The organism is Achromobacter pulmonis (assembly GCF_002885955.2).
GTDB classification, from domain to species: domain Bacteria; phylum Pseudomonadota; class Gammaproteobacteria; order Burkholderiales; family Burkholderiaceae_B; genus Achromobacter; species Achromobacter pulmonis_A.
On the sequence record NZ_POQS01000001.1, the window covers coordinates 807,521 to 830,658 of the forward strand.

20 protein-coding genes are annotated in these 23,138 nt (G+C 64.3%); 7 read left to right on the forward strand and 13 right to left on the reverse strand.

Annotation, left to right across the window (positions count from 1 at the left end; all coding sequences use genetic code 11):
- Positions 1–129 precede the first annotated feature (129 nt).
- Both C1I89_RS03715 and C1I89_RS03720 read left to right on the forward strand, forming a co-directional pair.
- On the forward strand, positions 130–921 hold the full coding sequence (locus tag C1I89_RS03715) for a DeoR/GlpR family DNA-binding transcription regulator (protein ID WP_013394120.1): 792 nt from the start codon (positions 130–132) through the stop codon (positions 919–921).
- A gap of 5 nt (positions 922–926) precedes the next feature.
- The gene (locus tag C1I89_RS03720; protein WP_102771418.1) at positions 927–2,522 is read left to right on the forward strand and encodes a glycerol-3-phosphate dehydrogenase/oxidase; all 1,596 of its coding nucleotides are present in this window, start codon (positions 927–929) and stop codon (positions 2,520–2,522) included.
- A 361-nt stretch (positions 2,523–2,883) separates the two neighbouring features.
- On the opposite strand, the gene C1I89_RS03730 is transcribed toward C1I89_RS03720, so the two are convergent.
- The 6 genes from C1I89_RS03730 to C1I89_RS35725 form a co-directional block, all read right to left on the reverse strand.
- Positions 2,884–3,483, reverse strand: coding sequence for an HD-GYP domain-containing protein (locus C1I89_RS03730; protein ID WP_102771420.1), 600 nt, complete (start codon positions 3,481–3,483; stop codon positions 2,884–2,886).
- Between the two features lie 89 nt (positions 3,484–3,572).
- A complete protein-coding gene (locus tag C1I89_RS03735) occupies positions 3,573–4,253 on the reverse strand; it encodes a type 1 glutamine amidotransferase domain-containing protein (RefSeq protein WP_102771421.1) in 681 nt (226 codons plus the stop codon).
- Entirely contained in the window at positions 4,250–5,302 is a 1,053-nt protein-coding gene (locus C1I89_RS03740; protein ID WP_102771422.1) for an NADP-dependent oxidoreductase, read from the reverse strand. Before C1I89_RS03740 ends, C1I89_RS03735 begins: the two co-directional genes overlap by 4 nt.
- Before the next feature lie 291 nt (positions 5,303–5,593).
- Positions 5,594–6,559, reverse strand: coding sequence for an IS5 family transposase (locus tag C1I89_RS03745; RefSeq protein ID WP_102770808.1), 966 nt, complete (start codon positions 6,557–6,559; stop codon positions 5,594–5,596).
- Between the two features lie 393 nt (positions 6,560–6,952).
- On the reverse strand, positions 6,953–7,918 hold the full coding sequence (locus tag C1I89_RS03750) for an IS5 family transposase (protein WP_102770808.1): 966 nt from the start codon (positions 7,916–7,918) through the stop codon (positions 6,953–6,955).
- A 33-nt stretch (positions 7,919–7,951) separates the two neighbouring features.
- Complete coding sequence (locus tag C1I89_RS35725) at positions 7,952–8,464, reverse strand: metallophosphoesterase family protein (RefSeq protein ID WP_102771423.1); 513 nt, start codon at positions 8,462–8,464, stop codon at positions 7,952–7,954.
- 713 nt (positions 8,465–9,177) lie between these two features.
- Here C1I89_RS35725 and C1I89_RS03760 point away from each other — a divergent pair.
- Positions 9,178–9,468, forward strand: coding sequence for a substrate-binding domain-containing protein (locus C1I89_RS03760; RefSeq protein ID WP_369008002.1), 291 nt, complete (start codon positions 9,178–9,180; stop codon positions 9,466–9,468).
- Here C1I89_RS03760 and C1I89_RS03765 read toward each other — a convergent pair.
- The 7 genes from C1I89_RS03765 to C1I89_RS03795 form a co-directional block, all read right to left on the reverse strand.
- Positions 9,465–11,147 carry a N,N-dimethylformamidase beta subunit family domain-containing protein gene (locus C1I89_RS03765; RefSeq protein WP_102771424.1) on the reverse strand — a complete coding sequence of 561 codons (1,683 nt, stop codon included), beginning with the start codon at positions 11,145–11,147 and terminating at the stop codon, positions 9,465–9,467. The two genes, C1I89_RS03760 and C1I89_RS03765, sit on opposite strands and share 4 nt — an antisense overlap.
- Positions 11,148–11,172: 25 nt before the next feature.
- On the reverse strand, positions 11,173–12,162 hold the full coding sequence (locus C1I89_RS03770) for an ABC transporter ATP-binding protein (RefSeq protein ID WP_102771425.1): 990 nt from the start codon (positions 12,160–12,162) through the stop codon (positions 11,173–11,175).
- Complete coding sequence (locus C1I89_RS03775; RefSeq protein ID WP_210405779.1) at positions 12,159–13,160, reverse strand: ABC transporter ATP-binding protein; 1,002 nt, start codon at positions 13,158–13,160, stop codon at positions 12,159–12,161. Before C1I89_RS03775 ends, C1I89_RS03770 begins: the two co-directional genes overlap by 4 nt.
- On the reverse strand, positions 13,157–14,050 hold the full coding sequence (locus C1I89_RS03780; protein ID WP_102771427.1) for an ABC transporter permease: 894 nt from the start codon (positions 14,048–14,050) through the stop codon (positions 13,157–13,159). Before C1I89_RS03780 ends, C1I89_RS03775 begins: the two co-directional genes overlap by 4 nt.
- Positions 14,043–14,987 (reverse strand): ABC transporter permease, encoded by a 945-nt coding sequence (locus tag C1I89_RS03785; RefSeq protein WP_210405780.1) that lies wholly within the window; start codon positions 14,985–14,987, stop codon positions 14,043–14,045. The genes C1I89_RS03780 and C1I89_RS03785 overlap by 8 nt, the downstream gene beginning before the upstream one ends.
- Positions 14,988–14,999: 12 nt before the next feature.
- A complete protein-coding gene (locus C1I89_RS03790; RefSeq protein WP_219929561.1) occupies positions 15,000–16,565 on the reverse strand; it encodes an ABC transporter substrate-binding protein in 1,566 nt (521 codons plus the stop codon).
- A 95-nt stretch (positions 16,566–16,660) separates the two neighbouring features.
- Entirely contained in the window at positions 16,661–18,934 is a 2,274-nt protein-coding gene (locus C1I89_RS03795) for a penicillin acylase family protein (RefSeq protein WP_102771428.1), read from the reverse strand.
- A gap of 167 nt (positions 18,935–19,101) precedes the next feature.
- Here C1I89_RS03795 and C1I89_RS03800 point away from each other — a divergent pair, with 167 nt between their 5' ends.
- The 4 genes from C1I89_RS03800 to C1I89_RS03815 all read left to right on the forward strand — a co-directional run bounded on the left by C1I89_RS03800 (position 19,102) and on the right by C1I89_RS03815 (position 23,071).
- Complete coding sequence (locus tag C1I89_RS03800) at positions 19,102–19,833, forward strand: GntR family transcriptional regulator (protein WP_102771429.1); 732 nt, start codon at positions 19,102–19,104, stop codon at positions 19,831–19,833.
- A 115-nt stretch (positions 19,834–19,948) separates the two neighbouring features.
- On the forward strand, positions 19,949–21,217 hold the full coding sequence (locus tag C1I89_RS03805; RefSeq protein WP_181390878.1) for an aminotransferase class III-fold pyridoxal phosphate-dependent enzyme: 1,269 nt from the start codon (positions 19,949–19,951) through the stop codon (positions 21,215–21,217).
- Positions 21,218–21,227: 10 nt separating this feature from the next.
- Positions 21,228–22,100 carry a transketolase gene (locus C1I89_RS03810; protein ID WP_168202128.1) on the forward strand — a complete coding sequence of 291 codons (873 nt, stop codon included), beginning with the start codon at positions 21,228–21,230 and terminating at the stop codon, positions 22,098–22,100.
- On the forward strand, positions 22,097–23,071 hold the full coding sequence (locus C1I89_RS03815) for a transketolase family protein (RefSeq protein WP_102771432.1): 975 nt from the start codon (positions 22,097–22,099) through the stop codon (positions 23,069–23,071). The genes C1I89_RS03810 and C1I89_RS03815 overlap by 4 nt, the downstream gene beginning before the upstream one ends.
- Positions 23,072–23,138: the final 67 nt, after the last annotated feature.

Consider the following 23,138-nt stretch of genomic DNA (forward strand, 5'->3'; position numbering starts at 1 on the left):
GGCGGACGACAGGATGAGCATACTCTTTCAGATAGCTTTCGTTTTTTGTGCGTTTTACTCAAGAAGCGAACAAAAAACAATCTTGCGGTGCGTCATTATTTTTCGCTTTTGTTGTTTTATTATACGAACATGACACTGAATCCCCGCCAGAGCGCCCTGATCGAAATGGTGCGAGCCCAGGGCTCCGCCTCGATCGAAGAGCTCGCCAAACGCTTCGACGTCACGCTGCAGACGGTGCGGCGCGACGTCAATATTCTTTCGGAAGCCGGCCTGCTGTCGCGCTTTCACGGCGGCGTGCGCATCGAGGCCTCCACCATCGAGAACATCGCCTACCGCAAGCGCCAGGGCCTGCACGCCGCCGGCAAGCAGCGCATCGCCGAGGCGGTGGCGCGCGCCGTGCCCGACGGCTGCTCGCTGATCCTGAACATCGGCACCACCACCGAGGCCATCGCCCGCGCGCTGCTGCGCCATCGCGGCCTGCGCGTGATCACCAACAACCTGCACGTGGCCGACATCCTGTCGGACAACCCGGACTGCGAAGTCATCGTGGCCGGCGGCGTGGTGCGTTCGCGCGACCGCGGCATCGTGGGCGAGGCGACCATGGACTTCATCCGCCAGTTCAAGGTGGATATCGGATTGATCGGGATTTCGGGCATCGAGGCCGACGGCACGCTACGCGACTACGACTTCCGCGAAGTGCGGGTGGCGCGCACCATCATCGAACAGTCGCGCGAAGTCTGGCTGGCCGCCGACAGCAGCAAATTCAAGCGCCAGGCCATGGTGGAGCTGGCGCACATCTCGCAGATAGACCGGTTTTTCACCGACGCGCATCCGCAGGAGCCGCTGGCGCAGGTCCTGCTGGACGCCGGCGTGCGCTGCGACGTCGCCGCGGCGCCCAATACCCTGAAGCAAACACCTTGACATCCATGAACGCTCCCCTCGCCCCCGTCGCCCCGCCCGACCGCAACCGCCTCCTGGCCACGCTGGACAACACGCATTCCTGGGACGTGATCGTCATCGGCGGCGGCGCCACCGGCCTGGGCACCGCGGTGGACGCCGCCTCGCGCGGCTACCGCACGCTGCTGATCGAAGGCGCCGACTTCGCCAAGGGCACCTCCAGCAAGGCCACCAAGCTGGTGCACGGCGGCGTGCGCTACCTGGCGCAAGGCAATGTCAGCCTGGTGCGCGAGGCCCTGCACGAACGCGGGCTGCTCAACCGCAACGCGCCGCACCTGGTGTGGCCGCTGGGCTTCGTCGTGCCCGCCTACAACCTGCTGGACCAGCCCTTCTACGGCATCGGCCTGAAGATGTACGACATGCTGGCCGGCAAGCTCAACCTGTCGCCCAGCCGCTGGCTGTCGCGCCGCGACACGCTGGCCAACGCACCGACCCTGGCCGAGGCCGTCAATGGCCGCAAGCTGCGCGGCGGCGTGCTGTACTACGACGGCCAGTTCGACGACGCGCGCCTGGCCGTCAGCCTGATGCGCACGCTGTTCGACCTGGGCGGCACGGCGGTGAACTACGTGCGCGCCACCGGCCTAACCATGACCGGCGGCAAGGTCGACGGCGTGACCGCGCAGGACGTCCTGGGCGGAGCCAGCTTCACGCTGCGCGCGCGCTGCGTGATCAACGCCACCGGCGTCTGGGTGGACGCGGTGCGGCGCATGGAAGACAAGAACGCGCAGACCATGGTCGCGCCCAGCCAGGGCGTGCACCTGACCCTGCCGCGCGAATTCCTGCCGGGCGACCGCGCCATCCTGATTCCCAAGACCGACGACGGCCGCGTGCTGTTCGTCGTGCCCTGGAACGGCCACACCATCGTCGGCACCACCGACACGCCGCGCAACGACCTGCCGCTGGACCCGCAGGCCGGCGCCCAGGACGTGGACTTCATCCTCGGCACGGCGGCGCGCTACCTCAGCCGCAAGCCCACGCGCGACGACGTCACCAGTGTCTGGGCCGGCCTGCGTCCGCTGGTCAAGGCCACCGGCGAGGCGTCCACCAAATCCCTGTCGCGCGAGCACACCATCCTGGTGTCCAAGGCCGGCCTGGTCACCGTGACCGGCGGTAAATGGACCACCTACCGCCGCATGGCGCAGGACGTGGTCGACACGGCCATCCAGCACCAGCTGCTGACCCAGGCCAGCTGCCGCACCGAGACCCTGGCGCTGCACGGCGCCGCCGGCCTGGCGCCGTCGCAGGAACACGCCGGCACGCCGGACAGCTACTACGGCAGCGACCTGGCCGCGCTCAAGGCCCTGCCGGGCGCCGAGCGCATGCTGGTCAAGAGCAGCGGCCTGTCCGAGGCGCACGTGCGCTACGCGGCCCGGTACGAACTGGCGCGCAGCGCCGAAGACGTGCTGGCGCGCCGCAACCGCGCGCTGTTCCTGGACAGCGAAGCCGCGATGCTGGCCGCCCCCGAAGTGGCCCGCCTGCTCGCCGAGGAACTGGGCCACGACGCCGCCTGGCAGCAGCGCACGCTGCAGGACCTGGAAACGGTCGCGGCGAATTACCGTTTGTAGGTGGGGATGGTGGGATGGCGTGATGGCGTGATGGCGTGATGGCGTGATGGCGTAGGATGGGTGCAGCGCGCAACCGTTAGAGCCAGAACTCGAACGCCAAACGCGCGTAACCCATCAGCCGGCGCAAGCCGGCATTTTGCGTGCCAAGAAAAATGGCGGCTGGCGCCGCCTGATGGGTTACGCGCGTTCGATGGTTGAGTTTTTGCGCACGCGCTCTCGCGCTGCACCCATCCTACGCATCCGACGCATCCGACGTATTCGATGCATCCGATACATTCAACGCATCCGGCACATCCGATACATCCGACGCATCCGATACATCCGGCACACCCGACGCATCCAACACGTCCCACTCCCCCCTTCACGGCACCCGCAGCGGGCTGTCCTCGATCATCCGCTCGAACGCCCGCAACAGGTCCGGGTCGCATTTGGCGCCGGCCTCTTGATGCAGGATGCGCATGATTTCCACGTGCGGGCGCGCGGGATGGTAGGGGCGCACGTCGCCCAGCGCGTCGTAGGAATCGGCCAGCGAAATGATGCGCGCATGCAGCGGGATGTGGTGGCCCGCCAGGCCGGCGGGATAGCCGGAGCCGTCGAAATGTTCGTGGTGGTGGCGCACCGCCAGCGCGATCTGTTCGCGTTGCGGAATGGCGCTGCACAGGATGATGTCGGCGCCGGCCGCGGCATGCGCCTTCATGATCGCCCAGTCTTCCGGGCCGAGGCGGCTGGGCGAGAACAGCACGCGGTCGGGCGTGCCGATCTTGCCCAGGTCATGCAGCCGGGCGGCGATGGCGACGATTTCCTGTTCGTTTTCTGGCAGGCCCAGGGCCTGGGCCAGGGCCGCGCTCAAGGCCGCGACGCGGCCGCTGTGGCGGCCGGTGGCCGGGTCGCGCGCCTGCATGGCGGCAAACAGCGCGGCGACGCAGGAGCCCGGGGGTGTTGCGGGAACTTCGGAAGGCATTGGAACGGAGCGCGCAAGACGGGCTGGCGCCGTGCGCGGATTTCGCAAAAGGCGCGATTCTGACACATGAGCGGCCGCGGCCGCCGCAATCAGTGCTCCAGCCGCTCCAGCAGCATCTGCGCCACGCCCACCGACGAGGCCGGATTCTGGCCGGTGATGAGCAGGCCGTCGCCGACCACGTGCGGCTCCCAGTCCGGACCGCTGGAGTACTGCCCGCCCAGCTTCTTCAGTTCGTCCTCGACCAGGAACGGCACCACTTCGGTCAGTTGCACGGCGGCCTCTTCCGCATTGGAAAAGCCGGTGAGCCGGCGTCCCTGCACCAGCGGCTTGCCATCGGCCGTCTTGGCGTGGCGCAGCACGCCGGGCGCGTGGCATACGGCCGAGACCGGCTTGCCGGCCGCCAGCATGGCCTCGATCAGCGCCACCGACGCGGGGTCTTCGGCAAGGTCCCACAACGGGCCGTGGCCGCCCGGATAGAACACGGCGTCGTAGTCGGCCGCCTGCACCTCGGCCAGCGGGCGGGTCGCGGCCAGCAGGCGCTGGGCATCGGGGTCCTGGCGGAAACGGCGCGTGGCCTCGGTCTGGGCGTCGGGCTCGTCGCTCTTGGGGTCCAGCGGCGGCTGGCCGCCGGCCGGCGAAGCCAGCGCGACCTTGGCGCCGGCGTCCACGAATACGTAGTACGGCGCGGCGAACTCCTCCAGCCAGAAGCCTGTCTTGCGGCCGGTATCGCCCAGGGTGTCATGCGAAGTCAGCACGATCAGAATATTCATGGCGCGCTCCTGTTGTCGTCCGGGCCGACGCGCACGATGCGCTTGCCGGCGTTCTCGCCCCTGAGCAGGCCGATCAGGCCGCGCGGCGCGTTCTCCAGTTCCTCGACCACGTCCTCGCGGTACTTGATGCGGCCGTCGCGCAGCAGGCCTTCCATGGCCTGGCGGAACTCGCCGTAGCGGTGGGCGTATTCGTTGAAGATGATGAAGCCCTGCACCTTCAGGCGCTTGGTGAGGATGACCCGCATCAGCTGGCCCAGGCGGTCGGGCCCGTCGGGCGCGCGGGTGGCGTTGTAGGCCGAGATCAGGCCGCACACCGGCACGCGGGCGCGCGGATTGAGCAAGGGCAGCACGGCGTCGAACACGGCGCCGCCCACGTTCTCGAAATACACGTCGATGCCTTGCGGCACGGCCCGCGCCAGCCGCGCCGGCAGGTCCGGCGTCTTGTGGTCCACGCAGTCGTCGAAGCCCAGCTCCTCGACCACGTAGCGGCATTTGTCCGCGCCGCCGGCGATGCCCACGACCTTGCAGCCGTGGATCTTGGCGATCTGCCCGACCACCGCGCCCACCGCGCCGCTGGCCGCGGCCACCACCACGGTTTCGCCGGCCTTGGGCTGGCCGATGTCGAGCAGCCCCATGTAGCCGGTGAAGCCCGGCATGCCCAGCACGCCCAGCGAGTAGGAAGGATGTTCGGGATCGGGCCCCAGGCGCAGCAGGCCCGCGCCGTCCGACAGGGCGTAGTCCTGCCAGCCGGATTGCGCCAGCACCCAGTCGCCCGGCCGGTAGTCGGGATGGTTGGACGCCTGGACCCGCGTCACCGTGCCGCCCACCATGACTTCGCCGATCTTGACGGGTTCGGCATAGGACGGCGCATCGCTCATGCGCCCGCGCATATAGGGGTCCAGCGACAGATAGACGGTGCGCAGCAGCACCTGGCCCGGGCCGGGCTGCGGCACTTCGCCGGTTTCCAGGCGGAAATCGCCGTCGCCGGGCTCGCCCTGCGGACGAGAGGCCAGCACGATGCGGCGGTTGATGGAGGACGATTGCGGCATGGCGGTCGGGTCTCCTGCGTAAAGCCGCCAGCGCGGCGGCATGGGGGTCGTCCCATTACACCATCGTTGTCCGAAGCCCAGAACGGTAACCCTGGCGGCCGCCCCCCTTTTAATTAATTAATAATTTAATTAAGGGAAGGTCTGAAGAACTCGATTTCAAACATCCAAAAATCGACCTCATGACCAAAGTATTCAAAAATGGTTAAAAACTGCTCAAATCATCGCCACTTTCGGGTTGTTTGCACCCCGATCAGGCCCGTTTTCGGGCCTGTTGGCGCTTTTTGGGCGCACTTACCCTGCCACCGCCGTCAACGGGCGGCGTGCCATCCAGATATTGGACAGCGTAAACAACATTTTCAAATGCGCAGTGTTCTTGGCCAGTCCACGGAATCTGACTTTACGAAACCCGAATTGGCATTTGATGACACGAAACGGATGCTCAACCTTGGCTCGAAGACTGGATTTGGCCCGCTCAATGTTTTGCGTCAAACGATCAATTGCGCTGTTACCCAAGGCGCGCCGTTTGCCGGGGCGCATGGCAATGTGCCAGGTTACGTCACGCCCTTGGTGCTCGGGTCGTTTGTCTACGCCTTGATAACCGGCATCGCCAAAAGCCAACGTTTCTTCACCATGCAGCAACGCAGCCGCCTGAGTAACATCATGCTCATTGGCAGCGGTGCCCACCACCGTGTGGACCAGCCCGCTGTGAAGATCAACCCCAATGTGGGCCTTCATCCCAAAGTGCCACTGGTTTCCCTTTTTGGTCTGATGCATCTCGGGGTCCCGCGTGCCGCTGGCGTTCTTGGTCGAGCTGGGTGCATCGATAATTGTGGCGTCCACAATGGTGCCTTTGCGCACCTGAATGCCTTGATCCTGCAACAGCAGGTTGACCGCCTCAAGCGCTTGGTCGGCAATGTTGTGCTGCTCGAGCAGATGACGGAAGTTCAAAATGGTGGTCTCGTCCGGCACACGACCTCCAGGCAGTTTGGCAAACTGGCGCATCGAAAAGCTGTCGTACAGCGTCTCTTCCATGGCCGGGTCCGACAGCGAAAACCACAGTTGCATGAAGTAGATGCGCAGCATCGTTTCCAGCGGATACGGTGGACGACCGATGCCCGGTTTGGGGTAATGCGGATCGACCAGATCGGCAAAGAGCTTCCACGGCACCGCACGCTCCATCTTGGCCAGAAACTTCTCACGGCGCGTTTTCTTGCGTTTGCCAACGTACTCGGCTTCGGAAAAACTCAACTGGCTCATCGGGTTCACTCGGATCGGACTGTTTTCAATAACTTATATTCTGACAGGTTCGTTGGACTTGTTCAGAGGTTCCCTAGGATTAGGATGCACTTTCCTGCCGAGGCGAATGCGTCGCAGAATGCCTGCAGCGTGCACCCGTTTGACGCGAGAAAGGAGCTCAGAAATTCCTCTCGTCGCGAGTAGTTTTCCAAATCAATTTTGAACGTTCGATCACTACTCCTTCCCGCCTCGCTTAGGGAAGGTCTGAAGAACTCGATTTCAAACATCCAAAAATCGACCTCATGACCAAAGTATTCAAAAATGGTTAAAAACTGCTCAAATCATCGCCACTTTCGGGTTGTTTGCACCCCGATCAGGCCCGTTTTCGGGCCTGTTGGCGCTTTTTGGGCGCACTTACCCTGCCACCGCCGTCAACGGGCGGCGTGCCATCCAGATATTGGACAGCGTAAACAACATTTTCAAATGCGCAGTGTTCTTGGCCAGTCCACGGAATCTGACTTTACGAAACCCGAATTGGCATTTGATGACACGAAACGGATGCTCAACCTTGGCTCGAAGACTGGATTTGGCCCGCTCAATGTTTTGCGTCAAACGATCAATTGCGCTGTTACCCAAGGCGCGCCGTTTGCCGGGGCGCATGGCAATGTGCCAGGTTACGTCACGCCCTTGGTGCTCGGGTCGTTTGTCTACGCCTTGATAACCGGCATCGCCAAAAGCCAACGTTTCTTCACCATGCAGCAACGCAGCCGCCTGAGTAACATCATGCTCATTGGCAGCGGTGCCCACCACCGTGTGGACCAGCCCGCTGTGAAGATCAACCCCAATGTGGGCCTTCATCCCAAAGTGCCACTGGTTTCCCTTTTTGGTCTGATGCATCTCGGGGTCCCGCGTGCCGCTGGCGTTCTTGGTCGAGCTGGGTGCATCGATAATTGTGGCGTCCACAATGGTGCCTTTGCGCACCTGAATGCCTTGATCCTGCAACAGCAGGTTGACCGCCTCAAGCGCTTGGTCGGCAATGTTGTGCTGCTCGAGCAGATGACGGAAGTTCAAAATGGTGGTCTCGTCCGGCACACGACCTCCAGGCAGTTTGGCAAACTGGCGCATCGAAAAGCTGTCGTACAGCGTCTCTTCCATGGCCGGGTCCGACAGCGAAAACCACAGTTGCATGAAGTAGATGCGCAGCATCGTTTCCAGCGGATACGGTGGACGACCGATGCCCGGTTTGGGGTAATGCGGATCGACCAGATCGGCAAAGAGCTTCCACGGCACCGCACGCTCCATCTTGGCCAGAAACTTCTCACGGCGCGTTTTCTTGCGTTTGCCAACGTACTCGGCTTCGGAAAAACTCAACTGGCTCATCGGGTTCACTCGGATCGGACTGTTTTCAATAACTTATATTCTGACAGGTTCGTTGGACTTGTTCAGAGGTTCCTTAGAGGTTGGCAGAGTAGATATAGTCCGACCTGACAAACTAACTTTCCATCTCTCGTAGTTTTCAAAGGCCTGTTGAATAACATCCCGATACTGGCTATCACCTCCCGCCCAAAAATCCTCTCGGACATCTGGATCATCGTGCCAACGATGTAATTGCTTTACTCGAGCATCACGAGGATTCGGTCGCACTAAATCGTGGTTGCCTGGCACGCAGACCAACGATGGCGCGCAACCACATTCCTTAAGTACAAGCCATATCTCCTCCAACTGGTCTGTCAGGCGCTCAAACTCGTCAGCCGCACCGGTCTGCGTCAAGTCGCCAGTGAATAGAACTAGATCAACTGAACCACTTAGATCTACAACTAACCGTAAATCATCAAAAAAACGGTCTTTGAAATTAGGCCATAAGTACTGTCCCGACTGGCCAACGTGCAAATCGCTCAAGTGGAGCCAAGTTATTTTCTTATTCATTTATGAAAACTTTATTTGAATCCAATGCCGGGCACCGTGTGATGCTAACTCCGTCTATACGTCGGCTGGACAGTTTCGCCCAAATCGGCAAGAAAAATTTGGGCGCCTGCAACGGGCAGAGCTTATAAACAGCGGGAAACTCGACCCAATTATTGCATTTCATTCGCTTCCAAGCGCATTGTCAGAGGTGCGCGGAAATTTCACGTTCCGGGAGCTTTTTTGCCGTGAATCACAATGGCCCGTGCAACATAGGACTACGTCCTGTTGATGGTTGAAGCTGACAAATGACTGTAACATTCTCAGACTTCTTCAACCAGTCTCGAAGCTTCCATGTTAAGACTAGATTAAGCCCGACAGACTTTAACTTGGCCTCTGGGCTTGCTGCCTTCGCCGCATTCAGGCGCAACGTGGATTGCTCCCCATCGTGGCGAACCTGAGCTCAGATAACATCCATGCCGCGAGTGCGACGTTAGCAAGAATCGGTGTACTTCGTTGAGTCGCAGCCCATAATGCCCCGGCGCGCTAGCGCACGCGGGGTCGGGGCGTCCGGAGCTCCGAGGCAATGATGTCCGCTTTGGGTCGGGAGCGGCCTGTCGTCACAGACGGCACCCGGCCAGCGGTGGGCCACTACGCGCGCGAGCGTCAAACTGCATGTCGCGCTGAGGCGCCGTGTAAAGCCGGTCTTTCATATCGTCCGCCGCTTCTGAATCGGTATGCGCCGGTGTGCAACGGACGCACGGTCCTCGTATGTCAGCGTTGGCCGAAAGGTATGTCAGCAAATTTTGACAACCAAGGGAGCAGGAGCCATATACATGCTATCCAAGACTCGAGCCGGGCAGGTCGCGCACATTCGGTGTGAGGAACCGTACCGTATCTGCCGGGATGCTGGCGCCGTCGTGACCGGCAAAGGCAAGGCCAATCCGCAGGCCCAGCCGTTCGTCGACTTCCTGACGGCCCCGGAAGGCAGGGCCATTTTCATGAAGTGGGGCTGGAAGACGGACTAAGCCCGCCCTTTGGCGAGAAAGCGGTCCAGCACGTTGCGCGTGACGCCCTGGGTGTAATAGCAGTTGCGCGTCAGGCCCATGACCCATTCGCAGCTGCCCGCGGTGAACACCTCGCCCTGGCCGCGCGTCATCGAGACGATCATGCCTGAGCCGTATTGATGGCGGGCGATCGCCTCTGGCGTGGACTCGCCGCTCAAGGCCTCGGCCTTGCGCGCGAGGCCGCCGTCCTTCAGGTAGTACCGGAAGCCCTCGCCGTCGTGCATTTCTTCGCCATAGAGCGCCGGCGACATGGCCAGTATCTCGGCGCTCTTCGGCGCGCCATCCTCGTGGGTCGGATATGGCAGGCCGTGCCGGAACGTGTATTCCAGGCCATCGACCTCATAGGCGAAGATACCGGCCTGCGCGCCCATGACATCGCCGTAGTGCATGTCCAGCCCTTCGAACGCCCAATGGCGAGGCCGGTAAACCGTGAACCCCCGACTGGCTCGCGGCGCGAAACCGCCCCAGGACGAGTACACGCCACGCATGCCGTTGACGCCGAAAGTGGTGGCGCCAGGCCAGTTCACGGCCTGCTCTTCCCAGGCGCCCGTCAGGGTCGCGTGCTCCGGGCCGCCGGCTACCGGGTCTTCGGTCTTGGCTCGGGCCTTGTAGCAGACCTGCGTCCGCCCTTCGTCCTCGAGGCGGATCTGCCACATGAAGTTGCCGGCGAATCGCGCCACGCTGCCGCCCTGCTCCACGAAGCGGTCGATGGACTCGCGCATGCCGCGGGTCCAGTACTCGTCGTGGCCCGCAATGACCACCGTGCTGTAGTCCTGCAGGATCTCGGGGCGATAGTGCAGATCGGTCTGCGTTGCCATGTCGAAGGCATAGCCTTCGCGCTGCGCCCACACCGCGAAATGCCGTTCGAAGTGCGCCCAGCCCGAGGATGCGTAGTACTGCGCGAAGCCGTTGGTGTAGGCCCACTCCTTGGTGGGATAGCGCGGCGCCTCCCAGGGCTCGCGGGGCACCGGATCGCACAGGCGCGGCGCCCCCGGCGGAAGCCATACCAGCCCGCGCGTCCAGGGGCGCTGGTTGCTGAGCACGGGCGAGAACTGATTCCGCTGCGGCCCGTCGATGCCGTCATAGGCGTTGGCGCCGCCCCAATCGTTATAGGCCATCCAGGTGGACGTCGACAGAAGGAACAGGAACTTGCCCGGACGCGCGCCTTGCCCCGATTTTGGACGCACGACAAAGAAATGGTGCTGCAGAAAGCGCGAACCATCCGATCGCTCGCAATGCGCGGCCACCCGGTAGAAGCCGCTGGCGGCGTCTGGCGGCAGGCGCCAGCGATGCGCCTCGGGCCAGCCGCAGCCGTTGCGGTAAGCCTGGTCGGGCATGGCCGCGAACTCGCCGGCGATGCCCTGCTGGCTGTGCACGCATTGCGGCGCCGCGCCGTCCAGCCAGACCTCTAGCGTCCAGCGCTGCGCGGTGCTGGAGGCATGGAAGGCGACCTCCTGGCCGGCCTCGTAGGACATGGCGTCGGTGTAGACATAGACCTCCGGCAGCGACGGGTCCTCGCTGGGCGCCTCGTACCAGTGCGACAGGTGCAGCGCCCGGTCGGGATGCATGACGCCCGTGGGGCGCGCGCGCTGGTTCAAAGGGCCGAACTCGGGACGGGCGGGCTGCTGCGGGTCGGACATGACGGACATTCCTCGATCGTTGCGGTCAGGACGCGGGTTGGGCGGCCAGGGTTTCATGGAAGTGGCAGGCCACGAGCCAGCCGGGTTCGACTTCGCGCAGCAGGGGCTTTTCTTCCCGGCAACGCGCGGCCGCATGCGGACAGCGCGGGCTCAGGCTGCATCCGGCAGGCCGGTTCAGCACGCTGAGCAACTCTCCCTTGATCGGCGGCGGACGCACACGGCCCGCCACCGGACGCGGCACGGCCTTGAGCAGGGCCTGCGTGTAGGGATGGCGCGGCGCGGCGTAAAGCGAACGCTTGTTGCCGATCTCCACGATCTCCCCGGCGTACAGCACCGCCACGCGATGGGAAATGGCTTTGACGACGGCCAGGTCGTGGGCGATGAACAGGTAGCTCAGGCCCAGCCGTTGCTGCAGGTCCATCAACAGGTTGACGATCTGGGCCTGCATGGAAACGTCCAGGGACGCCACCGCCTCGTCGCACACCACGAAATCCGGATTGAGCGCGAGCGCCCGGGCGATCACGATGCGCTGGCGCTGCCCGCCCGAGAATTCGTGCGGGAAGCGTCCCGCGAAGGCAGCGGGAAGCCCCACCATGTCGAACAATTCGGCCACCCTCTCCTGGCGCTCCTTGCGCGTGGATTTGCGCGCGATATCCAGCGGCTCGGCGACCGCATCGCCCACCCGCATGCGCGGATTCAACGAGGAATACGGGTCCTGGAACACAAACTGGATGCGTTGCCGCACCGCGGCCAGATTGGCCCGCCCCTGCGGCCCGGCGATGGATTTTCCGAACAGGCGGATATCGCCCTCCGAGGGTTCCAGCAGTCCGATCATCATCCGGCCGATCGTGGATTTGCCGGACCCGGACTCCCCCACGAGGCCGATGGTCTCGCCGTGATGAATGTCGAAGCTCACCTGGTCGACCGCCCGCAGGACGGCGTTCTTGCCGGCGCTCCGGCCCAGTTTGAAATCGCGGCTCAAGCCGCTGACCTGCACGATGGGATTCTGGCTCATGCGGCGATCTCCTCCTTTAGCTGCTCAGCCGCGCGGGGCGGGCAGCGCAGGATGCGTCCCGACGGCAAGGCCTGGATAGGCACCGGCGCAGCCAGACAGGCAGGCTCCGCACGGCCGCAGCGCGGCCCGAAGCGGCAGCCCTGCGGCCAATTCCCCGAGGCCGGAATGCTGCCGGGAATGGCCAGCAGACGCTCATGATCGGCGTCCAGGTCCGGAATGGCGCGCAGCAAACCTTCGGTATAGGGATGCAGAGGTTTTTCGAACATCTGCGCGGCACCGGCTTCCTCGACGATGTGGCCGGCGTACATCACGATGACGCGCTCGACGAACTCGGCAACCAGACCAAGGTCGTGGGAAATCAGGATGACGGACATACCGATCTCGGCCTGGAGCTCGCGCAGCAGTTGCATGATCTGGGCCTGGATGGTGACGTCCAGCGCCGTCGTGGGCTCGTCCGCAATCAGCAGTTTGGGGCGGCAGGCGATCGCCATCGCGATCATGACTCGCTGCCGCATGCCGCCGGACAGGCGGTGCGGATACTCGTCCACACGGCGCCGGGCGTCGGGAATGCGCACCATGTCCAGCAGCTCGACAGCACGGCGCCGTGCGGCAGCCTTGTCCATGCCCTGGTGTATGCGCAGCGTTTCGCCAATCTGGTCCGCGATGGTCAGCACCGGGTTGAGCGACGTCATGGGATCCTGGAAGATCATCGCGATGTCGCCGCCGCGCACCTGGCGCAGGCCGCCCTCGGGCATGGCAAGCAGGTCCTTGCCCTCGAAGCGTATCGCCGACCCGGGCATGCGCGAGGTGCGCTTATGGTGCAGCCGCAGGATGGACAGCGCGCAGACGCTCTTGCCGCTGCCCGACTCGCCGACGATGCCCAATGAACGGTTCGCGTCCAGCGAAAAGCTGACATTGCTGACCGCGCGCGTCCAGCCGGCGTCCGTGCGAAAGTCCACGCTGAGGTCATCCACCTCCAACAAGGGCTGGTTCATCATGCGCCCTCCACTTTCAGCCGGGGATCGAGAACGTCGCGCAGCCCGTCGCCCAGCAGGTTGATGGCCAATGCCGACAGGCTGATGGCCAGCCCAGGAAACAGCATGATCCACCAGGCTTCGACGGCGTAATCCCGCCCCTCGGAAATAACGTTGCCCCAGCTCGGCATCGGCGGCGGAGGGCCGATGCCCAGGAAGCTGAGCGTGGCCTCGGCCAGGATGGCGTAGGCGAAAATGAAGGTCAGCGAGACCAGCAACGGCGCCAGCGTATTCGGGAATATGTGGCGGCCGATGATGCGCCACGCGCTGGCGCCGCTGATGCGGGCCGCGTCCACATAGTCCAGCCGGCGGATCACCAGCACCGTGGCCCGCACAATGCGCGCGATACGAGGCACATAGGCGAAAGCCAGTGCAATGATCACGCTGTGGATCTGCGGGCCGAGCACCGCATTGATGCCGATGGCCAGCAGAATCGCCGGGAACGCCAGCAGCGCGTCCATGATGCGCATCAAGAACGAATCCAGCCAGCTGAAATAACCGGCGATCATCCCCACCAGCGATCCGCCGATGGCCGCCAGCACCGACACCGCCAGGCCGATCCACAGAGACAGGCGGGCTCCATACAGTACGCGAGTGAAGACGTCCCGGCCGTACATATCCGCGCCGAACGGATGTTGCCACGAGGGCGGATGGAAGCGGTCGGAAATGCGCATCGCCATCGGATCGCCCGACGTAATGAACGGAGCGAACACCGCACCGGCGATGATGACCAGCAGGATGGCGGCGCCGATCCTGAACGAGCGGTGCCGCCACAGGCGTTTGAAGACACGGCGCCGGGCGCTGGATACGGCGGGCGCCGCCTGCGCCTGGCTGTTGATCGCAATATCAGTCATAGCGCACCCGCGGGTCGATGAAGGTATAGAGCACATCGATCAACACGTTGATCAACACGAAGGCGAAGCCCAGCAGCAGCATGGTGCCCTGCACGGTCGGATAGTCGCGGGCCATGATGGCCTGCACCAGCAGCCGGCCGATGCCCGGCAGCGCGAACACCTGCTCCACGACCACCGAGCCGCCGATCAGCAGGCTGACGATGTACCCGCCCACCGTCAACACCTGGACCAGCGTATTGCGGAATGCGTGCTTGGAGACGGTGAAGAACTCCGACACGCCTTTGGCGCGGGCCGTGCGCACGTAGTCCTGGTCCAGGATTTCCAGCATCTCGGAGCGCGTCATACGCGCCAGAAAGCCGATCTGGAACAGCGCCAGCACGGCGGCCGGCTGGATCAGCGCGCCCAGCCATTCGAAGAAGCCGTCTTCCATGGGCACATAGCCGGCGGAGGGCAACCACCCCAGATTGACGCTGAACAGAATGACCGAGAGCGTCGCAATCCAGAAGTTGGGCACCGACACGCCCAGCAAGGCGAAGCCCATGACGGCCGAATCCAGCCAGGAATCGCGCCAATAGGCCGCGGTGATGCCCAACGCAATGCCCACCGGTAAGGTAATGGCGAATGCCACGGCCGCCAGCGACAAGGTGACGGGCATGCGCTCGGCGACGGCGGACAGCACGGGCTGGTTGAGCACCAGGGACTCGCCGAAATTGCCCTGGGCCAGATGCGTCAGCCACAACCAGAGCTGCTCAAGCAAGGGCCTGTCCAGCCCCAGCGTGCGGCGCATGGCCTCGATGGCTTCCGGGCCGGCCTGGTCGCCGGCGATGATGACGGCCGGGTCCCCGGGCAGCAGGTGCATCAGGAAGAAGGTCAGGACGGCCACGATCAGCATGACCGGAACCGCCTGCGCGATACGAGTGGAAACGGTATGGAACATGGTCGCCGCGTCCTACTTGAGCCACACGTTCCAGAAGTGATTCATGTAGTACGGCCTGAACCCGCCCACCTTGCGCGTATTGATGACCTGCACGTTGCCGCGGTCGGCCACCTTGATCATGTATGCCTCATCCAGCACGCGCTGCTCGATGTCCAGCCACGCGGCCTTGCGGCCGGCCAGATCGGGCGTCTTGTAGAAGGTTTCGTAGGCGCCATCGAGCACCTTGTCGTCCTTCACGTGCGGGAAGTTGTAGATCATGGACTGCCACTGCTGCGGGCCCAGGATGGGGTTGGAGCAGAAGCTGGTGGTGGAGACGTTCCAGTTGCCCTTGCCCGTCTGGAGATTGGAGGCGTTGGTGGTCCAGTCGGTGATGTCGATCTTGACATTCATCCCGGCCGCCTTGAGCTGCTCCGAAAGGACCAGGATGGCGTCGCGCATGTAGTCGTAGTTGTTGTTCGTCTGCAGCACGATAGGCGTGTCTTTGTAGCCCGCTTCCTTGAGCAGTTCGCGCGCCTTCTGCGGATCGTTCTGGTTGTAGCGGCCATCGGTGACCTTGCCCCCGTAATACGCGCCTTCCGGATAGACCATGGAGTGGTTCTTCTTGGACGCGCCGATCACTTTCATGATGTCGTCCACGTGCACCGCCTCGCGAATTGCCTGGCGCACCTTGACGTTGTCGGTGGGAGCCTGTTGCGAATGCACGATCAGATATTGCTGGCAGTACGGGTAGACCGTCACTTCCTGCAAGTGCTTCTGGCTCTTCAGCCTGGCGGCCAATTCCGGCGGGATGGTGGAGGTAAAGAGGGCTTCGCCCGTCTGCATCGCCGCGACGCGCGCATTGGCCTCGGGTACGAAGTTGAAACGCACGGCATCGACGTAGGCAGTGCGCTTGCCGGCGAATCCGTCGGGGCCTTGCGCCTGGTCGTCGGGCACATAATCCGCAAAGCGCTGGATCACCAGATGGCTGTCCTTGACCCATTGGCCCAGCTTGAAAACGCCGGTGCCGATGATGTCTATGCCGCGCGCCGGCTTGTCCTTCTGTTCCGAGGGCAGGATCACGAAGGGATAGACCGGCGTCTTCAGGACATCGAGGAACGCCGCATTCGTTTTCTTCAGACGGATGATGAAGGTATCGGCGTCGGGCGCTTCGTAGCTTTCCACATCATCCAGCGCCGCCTTGTTCGGGCTGACACGGGCATAGCGCTCGAAGGTCGCCTTCACGTCCTCGGAGGTCATGACCTTGCCGTTATGGAACTTGACGCCTTTGCGCAGCAGGAAGGTGTAGGTCTTGAGGTCGTCGCTGACCTTGACCTCGCGGGCCAGCAAGGGCTTGGTGTTGTAGGAGCCGTCGATGGTCACCAGGCCTTCGTACAGATGGTGGATCACTTCCAGATCCACCATGCTGGCCGCAACCTGGGGATCAAGGGTGCCCGGGCCGGACAGGCTCGCATAGATCAGAGTCCCGCCCTTTTTGGGTGTGTCCTCCGCCGCGCCTGCCGGCGCCATGGCGCTGGCCAACAGGGCGGCGCCCATGACCATGCCGCATCCGATCCGCTGCAATGTGGAATTCGCGAACATCCTGTTCCCCTTTCTATTCGTGGGTTCCGGCCGAGGCTTGCGGCGGACCCGGTTAAAACAGCATGGGCGCGCGGCGGGCGCACCCCCACTCGGCATTACGGGCTGTCGGTATGCGCGGATTCCGGCTTCAGCCCCTTGATCTCGATGCGCTGGCGCGACACGGCGCAAGCGTCCACCGCTTCCCGCGTGAACGGCGCGGGCGCAAGCTCGCAGCGCGCCCACAATGGGTTCTGGTCACTGTAGTGAGGGCTGTCGGGCGCGCCCGAGGCGCCATGAAAAACCGACCAGCGGCTCGCATCCCAATTACCCACGTCGAAGACATAACGCGCAACCGGCCCATAGCTGGACGAGGGGCCGCCGGTGGGATAGGCGCCGGTGGCGCACACGCAATCGCCATCGCCCGCGACATCGTTGGAGGCGGGCGCAAGCCTTGCCGCTGCCTCAGGGAAGGCGTTTGCAAGCGGATGCGAGAACACCGGACGGTGCAGGCGCCCCCAGGGCTGCACCGCGCCGCCCTCGGCGACGGCGGCCAGCGCTTCCTGAATGACCTGGTCCCAAGTGGCGCCGGCCAGCAGGCTGACGTCTTCGCGGCGCAGCAGTTCGGGCAGCGTCCACCACAATTGATTGACGGGCACCACGCCCGGCGCGGCCATCGTGGCGAAGATGTCCCGGGCGGCGCGGTCCAGGCCCGAGCGCCGCGCGAGGATGCGCGTCATTGCCTGGCGCACCTGGTAGTAGGCCGACGGAGCCAACTCGCCGGCGGCCATGTTGCCGTTCCAGCCTCGCAGCAAGGCCACCAGTTCCGCGCCGGCGCCCTGAGGGGTCACCTTGCAGATGCGCGCGGCGATGTCGCGAGCGCGCGCGCTATCGGTGTCGCCAAGCAGGCCGACCATGTCGTCCACGCTGGCGGCGGGAAAACCGTCGAGCCGTTCACTGATGCGGCGGGCCCGCGTCGAGGGATGGCAATCGGTGCACAGGTAATCGCCCTCGCCGTCCGGCGCGATGCGGTTGTTGGCCGTCACCAGCTTGCCGGACGCGGGGTCCACCTCGCGCGGCATGCGTTCCCAGGGGATGTAGCCGCGCCATTCGTGTTGCCCCGTCCAACCGGGCACAGGCAGCCAGCCGTTGACGCGGTCGCGCTCCGGCACGATGGCCCGCACGTTCACGCTGATGTGGCCGGACGTGTCGGCCGCCACCACGCTGTGGTCGATCACGCCCCAGGGACGGCACACCTCATTGAACTCACGCACGCCATGGGCGCGCAGCATCGGCAGCAGGCAGTCCAGGGAACGGTCCACGGGGTCCAGCTGCACCGAACGCAGCGCCACCCCGTACCCGCTCGCCTCGGGATCCGCCAGCAGCGGACCGTGACGCGTCCGGATTACGCGGACCTTCAGGGATTCCGCGCCGCGTACGTTCACAATTTCCTCATGGACCTCGGCCCGCGCCCAGCCTGTCTCCGTCTGATAGCGCGCGGGATCGGCGGGATCGAAACACTCCAGGTACAGGTCGTGGATATCGGCGAAGGCATGCGTCACGCACCACGCGACGTGCTCCGTATGGCAGAAATGCGGAAAGGCCGGCACGCCCGGCACCGAGAAGCCCAGCGCATCGAACTCGCCGCAGCTCAGGTGCAATTGGGCATACATCCCGGGGATCTCGAAGATCCGGTGCGGATCGCCCGCGACCATGGGCTTGCCACTGACGGTGCGCGCGCCCGACACCGCCCAGTTGTTGGACCCGGCAATGGTGCCGTCCGCCGGCGCCAGCGCCAGCAGCGCATCGATGGAAGGAGCCAGCGACTGCAGGCCGGCGATCCAGCGCCGCGTCTGTACGTCATCGACTTGCGGCGAAACGAAACGCTCGTTGCCGCCGTCGTCGTACCGCAACAGGCCGATGGCCTCGGGTCCGATCGTGCGCAGCGCGGCCGCGCGCCACAACTTGAACCAGATGGATCCCATCAGCAGGCCGCGCTGACGCATCACGGCAACCGATTGCCATGGTTCCCATTGCTGCGGCCGCTCGCCCAGCAGCTCGTATTCCACGGGCAGCGGAAACTCATTTATTGCGGCGTTGACGCCCTGTGCATAGCACTCCAACATGCGCCGTGTCTCGGCCGACAGCGCCGCGAAATCCCTGCGCGAGGCCGCCTCCACGCCCAGCCGCCTGGCCAGCGCATCCGCCGCCGCTCCTTCGGGCCCGACCCATTCCGCATACCGGCCGACGGCGCGCCGACGCGCGGCGTCCATCTGCCAGAGCCGGTCCTGCGCGTGGACATAGCCGTTGGCGAAGAACAGCTCATCGACGCCATCGGCCCGGACATGCGGTATGCCCCAGCGATCTCGCAGCACTTCAGGGGACGACGACATCCAGCGTTCCTCCGATCTTTGCCGTGGCGCGGGCCACTGGCTTAACACGATATATAATATATTGTGTTCTTTTAGGTGGTACTCATATCCGTAGTTCTACCTAGGCAGCAGCTCTTCCCTAAAATCTAGGTCCGAGACAATCGCTGTCGACCTTCGCTCAGCCCACTATGGCCACAGAGAAAACTTCCGTCACTCGCTCCAGCCTTACCGGACAGGTCTACCGCACGCTGCGCGACAGATTGATGTCCGGCCGCTTCCAACCCGGCGAACGGCTGAAGATCGCCACGCTGGCCGCCGACCTGGAAGTCAGCGAAACGCCCGTGCGCGAAGCCATCCTGCTGCTGACCAACGACGGCGCCATCGAAATGAAGGCCGGCTACTACTTCCTGACCCGCCGCCTGTCGCTCTCCGAGTACCTGGAGATCCGGCGCCTGCGTCTGCATCTGGAGCCGATGGCCGCCGTCGAGGCGCTGTCGCACATCGATGCCGCATTCATTGCCGATCTCGAGCGCATCCACGCCACGCTGATCCGTGCCGAAGAGCAAAAAGACTATCCGCAAGCGGTGCAATCCAATTACGACTTTCATTTCTCGCTCTATCGCCGGTCCGGCATGCCGCAGCTGACCGAAATCCTGGAACGCCTGTGGATCCAGGCGGGCCCCTTGCTGAACTACCTCTACCCCCATGGCCACCCCACCTACGAGGGTGAGCATCAACACTTGCGCATCATCGAAGCTCTGAAGGCGGGTGACGCCAAAGCGCTCGCCACCGCCGTGGAACAGGACCTGATCGAGGGCGGCGAACAGTTCGTCGCCTACCTCGAATCCATCGACCACGAAGAGCCGGAGCCGGTGAAAAAGTCCTCGACCAAATCGGTCCGCCGCAGCCGGCGCAAGTAGACGATTCCCCGCTGTTTTCCCGCATTCCGATCGGGGCAAACACTGTGTTTGCAAACATCATATATCATGTATCATGTTTATTCCAAGCACTGTCAGCCAGGGATGGGAACGACATATGACCGCGACACAAACGGCAGCAGATCTGAACCAGGGCAGTAATCTCGCACTTGTGGACGCGGCCCTACGGGCCCGGGCCGACAAGGTCATTCCGGGCGGCATGTACGGCCACCTGAACGCCAGGATCCTGCCGGCGGGCTACCCTCAGTTTTTTGCGCGCGCCGACGGTTGCCGCCTCTGGGACGTGGACGGCCGTGAATACCTGGATTTCATGTGCAGCTGGGGCCCCATCATCGCGGGCCACAAGCATCCGGTCATCGACGAGGCCGCCCGCAAGCAGGCCGAGCAAGGCGATTGCATGAACGGCCCCACCGCCCGGCTGGTGGAGCTGTCGGAGCGGCTGGTCGGCATGCTGCCCCACGCGGACTGGGCCATGTTCCAGAAGAACGGTTCGGACGCCACCACCGCCGCCCTGATGATTGCCCGCGCCGGCACCGGCAAGCGCAAGATCCTCCTGGCCAAAGGCGCTTATCACGGCGCCGTGCCGTGGTGCACGCCATCGGTGGCAGGCGTCACCGCCGAAGACCGCGCGCACCTGATTTACTTCAAGTTCAACGACATCGAAAGCCTGGAAGCCGCAGCCCGCGAAGCCGGCGACGATCTGGCTGCCGTCCTGGTGTCGGCCTTCCGCCACGACCTGGGCGTACCGCAGGAATTGCCGCATCCCGATTTTGCGCGGGCGGCACGCGCCCTGTGCGACCGCCAGGGCGCGGCGCTGGTCATCGACGAAGTGCGCGCCGGCATGCGCCTGTCATTGCAAGGAAGCTGGGAACCCCTGGGCGTGCGGCCCGATATCTGCGCCTGGAGCAAGGCAATCGCCAACGGCCACTCCCTGGCCGCGGTGACCGGCAACGACGCCTTTCGCAAAGCGGCGCAGCAGATCTACATCACCGGTTCGTTCTGGATGGGCGGGGTGGCCATGGCCGCCGCCATCGCCACGCTGGACGTCCTGGAAAACAGCGGCGCGATCCAGCACTTCGAGAAGATGGGCCAGCGCTTGCGCGACGGCCTGCAACGCCAGGCGGACAAGCACGGTGTCAAGATCAGTCAGACGGGCCCCGTCCAGCTGCCGCTCGTGCTGTTCGAGGATGACGCCGACTACTCCCGGGGCGCCCGCTTCACGGCCGAAGCGCTGAAACATGGCGTCTACCTGCACCACCGCCACAACATGTTCCTCAGCCTCGCGCATACCGCGCAAGACATCGATCACGCCCTGCAGGTCACCGACCACGCCTTCGCGATGGTCGCTGATGTGGCCGCCCACTGAAGGAAAAACGATGGCAGCACAGACCGCCCTTACACCACTCCCGGTATTCGCCCCGACCCGGGAAGCATCCGAACTGGCGCGGATCGCGCTCGCGCTGCGCAAGCAGGTTGTGCACATGGTGGCGCGCACCGGCCAGGGGTATGTCCAGCAAGGGCTCGGCGCGGCCGACCTGTTCGCCACGCTGTACTTTTCGGAACTGAATCTCAAGCCCGAAGATCCGGCATGGCCGCAGCGCGACCGCTTTATCCTGTCCACCGCGCATAACACCGCCATTTTCTACGCCACGCTGGCCGCGCGGGGCATCCTGGACGCACGGCGCCTGGACACCTATTGCGACGACGGTTCCGAACTGGAGATCAACGCGTCGGAACGCCTTGGCCCCATGATCGAGGCGACCTGCGGCTCGCTGGGCCAGGGCCTGTCCGTCGGCGTGGGCATGGCCGCCGCGCTCAAGCGCTCGGGCAGCAACAGCCGCGTCTATGTGGTGCTGGGCGACGGAGAGCTGCAGGAAGGCCAGGTCTGGGAGGCCGCGCTGGTCGCCGGCAACTGGGGCCTGGACAACCTCTGCCTCATCATCGACGCCAACGCCATGCAGGTCGAAGGCCACATCAATCAGGTCCAGCCCGACGAACCGCTGGCGGACAAATGGCGCGCGTTCCGGTGGCACACGCATGACATCGACGGCAACAGCATTCCCGCCTTGCTGAAAACGCTGCAACTCGCGCGCACCGTTCCCGGACAGCCGCATTGCATCATCGCGCGCACGCTGGTCGGCAAGGGCGCGCCCTCGCTCGAAGGGATACTGGGACACAACCTGAAGCTGCCGCCGCAGGCCGCCGCTCTCGCGCTGCAAGAACTCGATCATCTGGAGATCCAGGCATGAGCCGCTCTCAAGACAACCTGGCCGTCAATGATTTCACCGACCGCTCCGGCGCCCCGGCCGCGCGCCGGATCTATGGCGAGGCGCTGCTGGCCGCGGCCCGCCGCGACCCGCGCATCGTGGCGCTGACCGCGGACCTGAGCGGCCCCACGGAAACCGACATCTTCCGCGACGCCCTGCCCAACCGCTTCTACCAGGCCGGCATCGCCGAAGCCAATATGGTCGGCATGGCAGGCGGGATGGCGCGCTGCGGCTGCATCCCGTTCGTGCATACGTTCAGCGTCTTCGCCACGCGCCGCACCTACGACCAGGTCGCCATGCAGGTGGCCTATCCCGGATTGAACGTCAAGCTGGTCGGTTTCATCCCGGGCGTGGACACCTTGCTCGGCGTGAGCCACCAGGCCATCGACGACGTGGCCTTGATGCGCGCCCTGCCCCGCATGCGCGTCCTGGAACCGGCCGCCGGACAGGCCGCCGCCGCAGTGGACGAGGCGCTGGCCTACGACGGACCCGTCTATCTGCGCCTGGCGCGAGCCAACGGGGCCACGCCCGCCGCGAGCCGCCCGTCGTCCGAGCAGGGACTCGCCAGGCTGCGCGCCGGACGAGACGGCCTGCTCCTGGCCAGCGGCCTGAGCATTCCGATCGCCGAAGCCGCCGCCGCCGAACTCGCTCGTCAGGGCAACGACGTGAGCGTCGTCGCCGTCACGTCGCTCAAGCCGCTGAACCCCGCCATAGCGGCCATGGCGCGCGAAGTGCCCACGGTGATCACGGTGGAAAACCATTCGATCATCGGCGGCCTGGGCTCGGCCGTGGCAGAGTTGCTCATGGAAAACAAAGTCGCGGTCAATTTCGCTCGCGTCGGCGTACGCGACACGTTTACCCATGGCGGCACGACGCCTTACCTGATGGCCGAGTTCGGCATGGACGCTCCGGCCGTCGTGCGCGAATTCCTGCGCGTGGCCGGCACCGCGTAAGGACTGGCGGCCAGGCCCTTGGCCCCTTGGGCCAGGCAGATGTGACACGGATAGCAATCGCTGTATT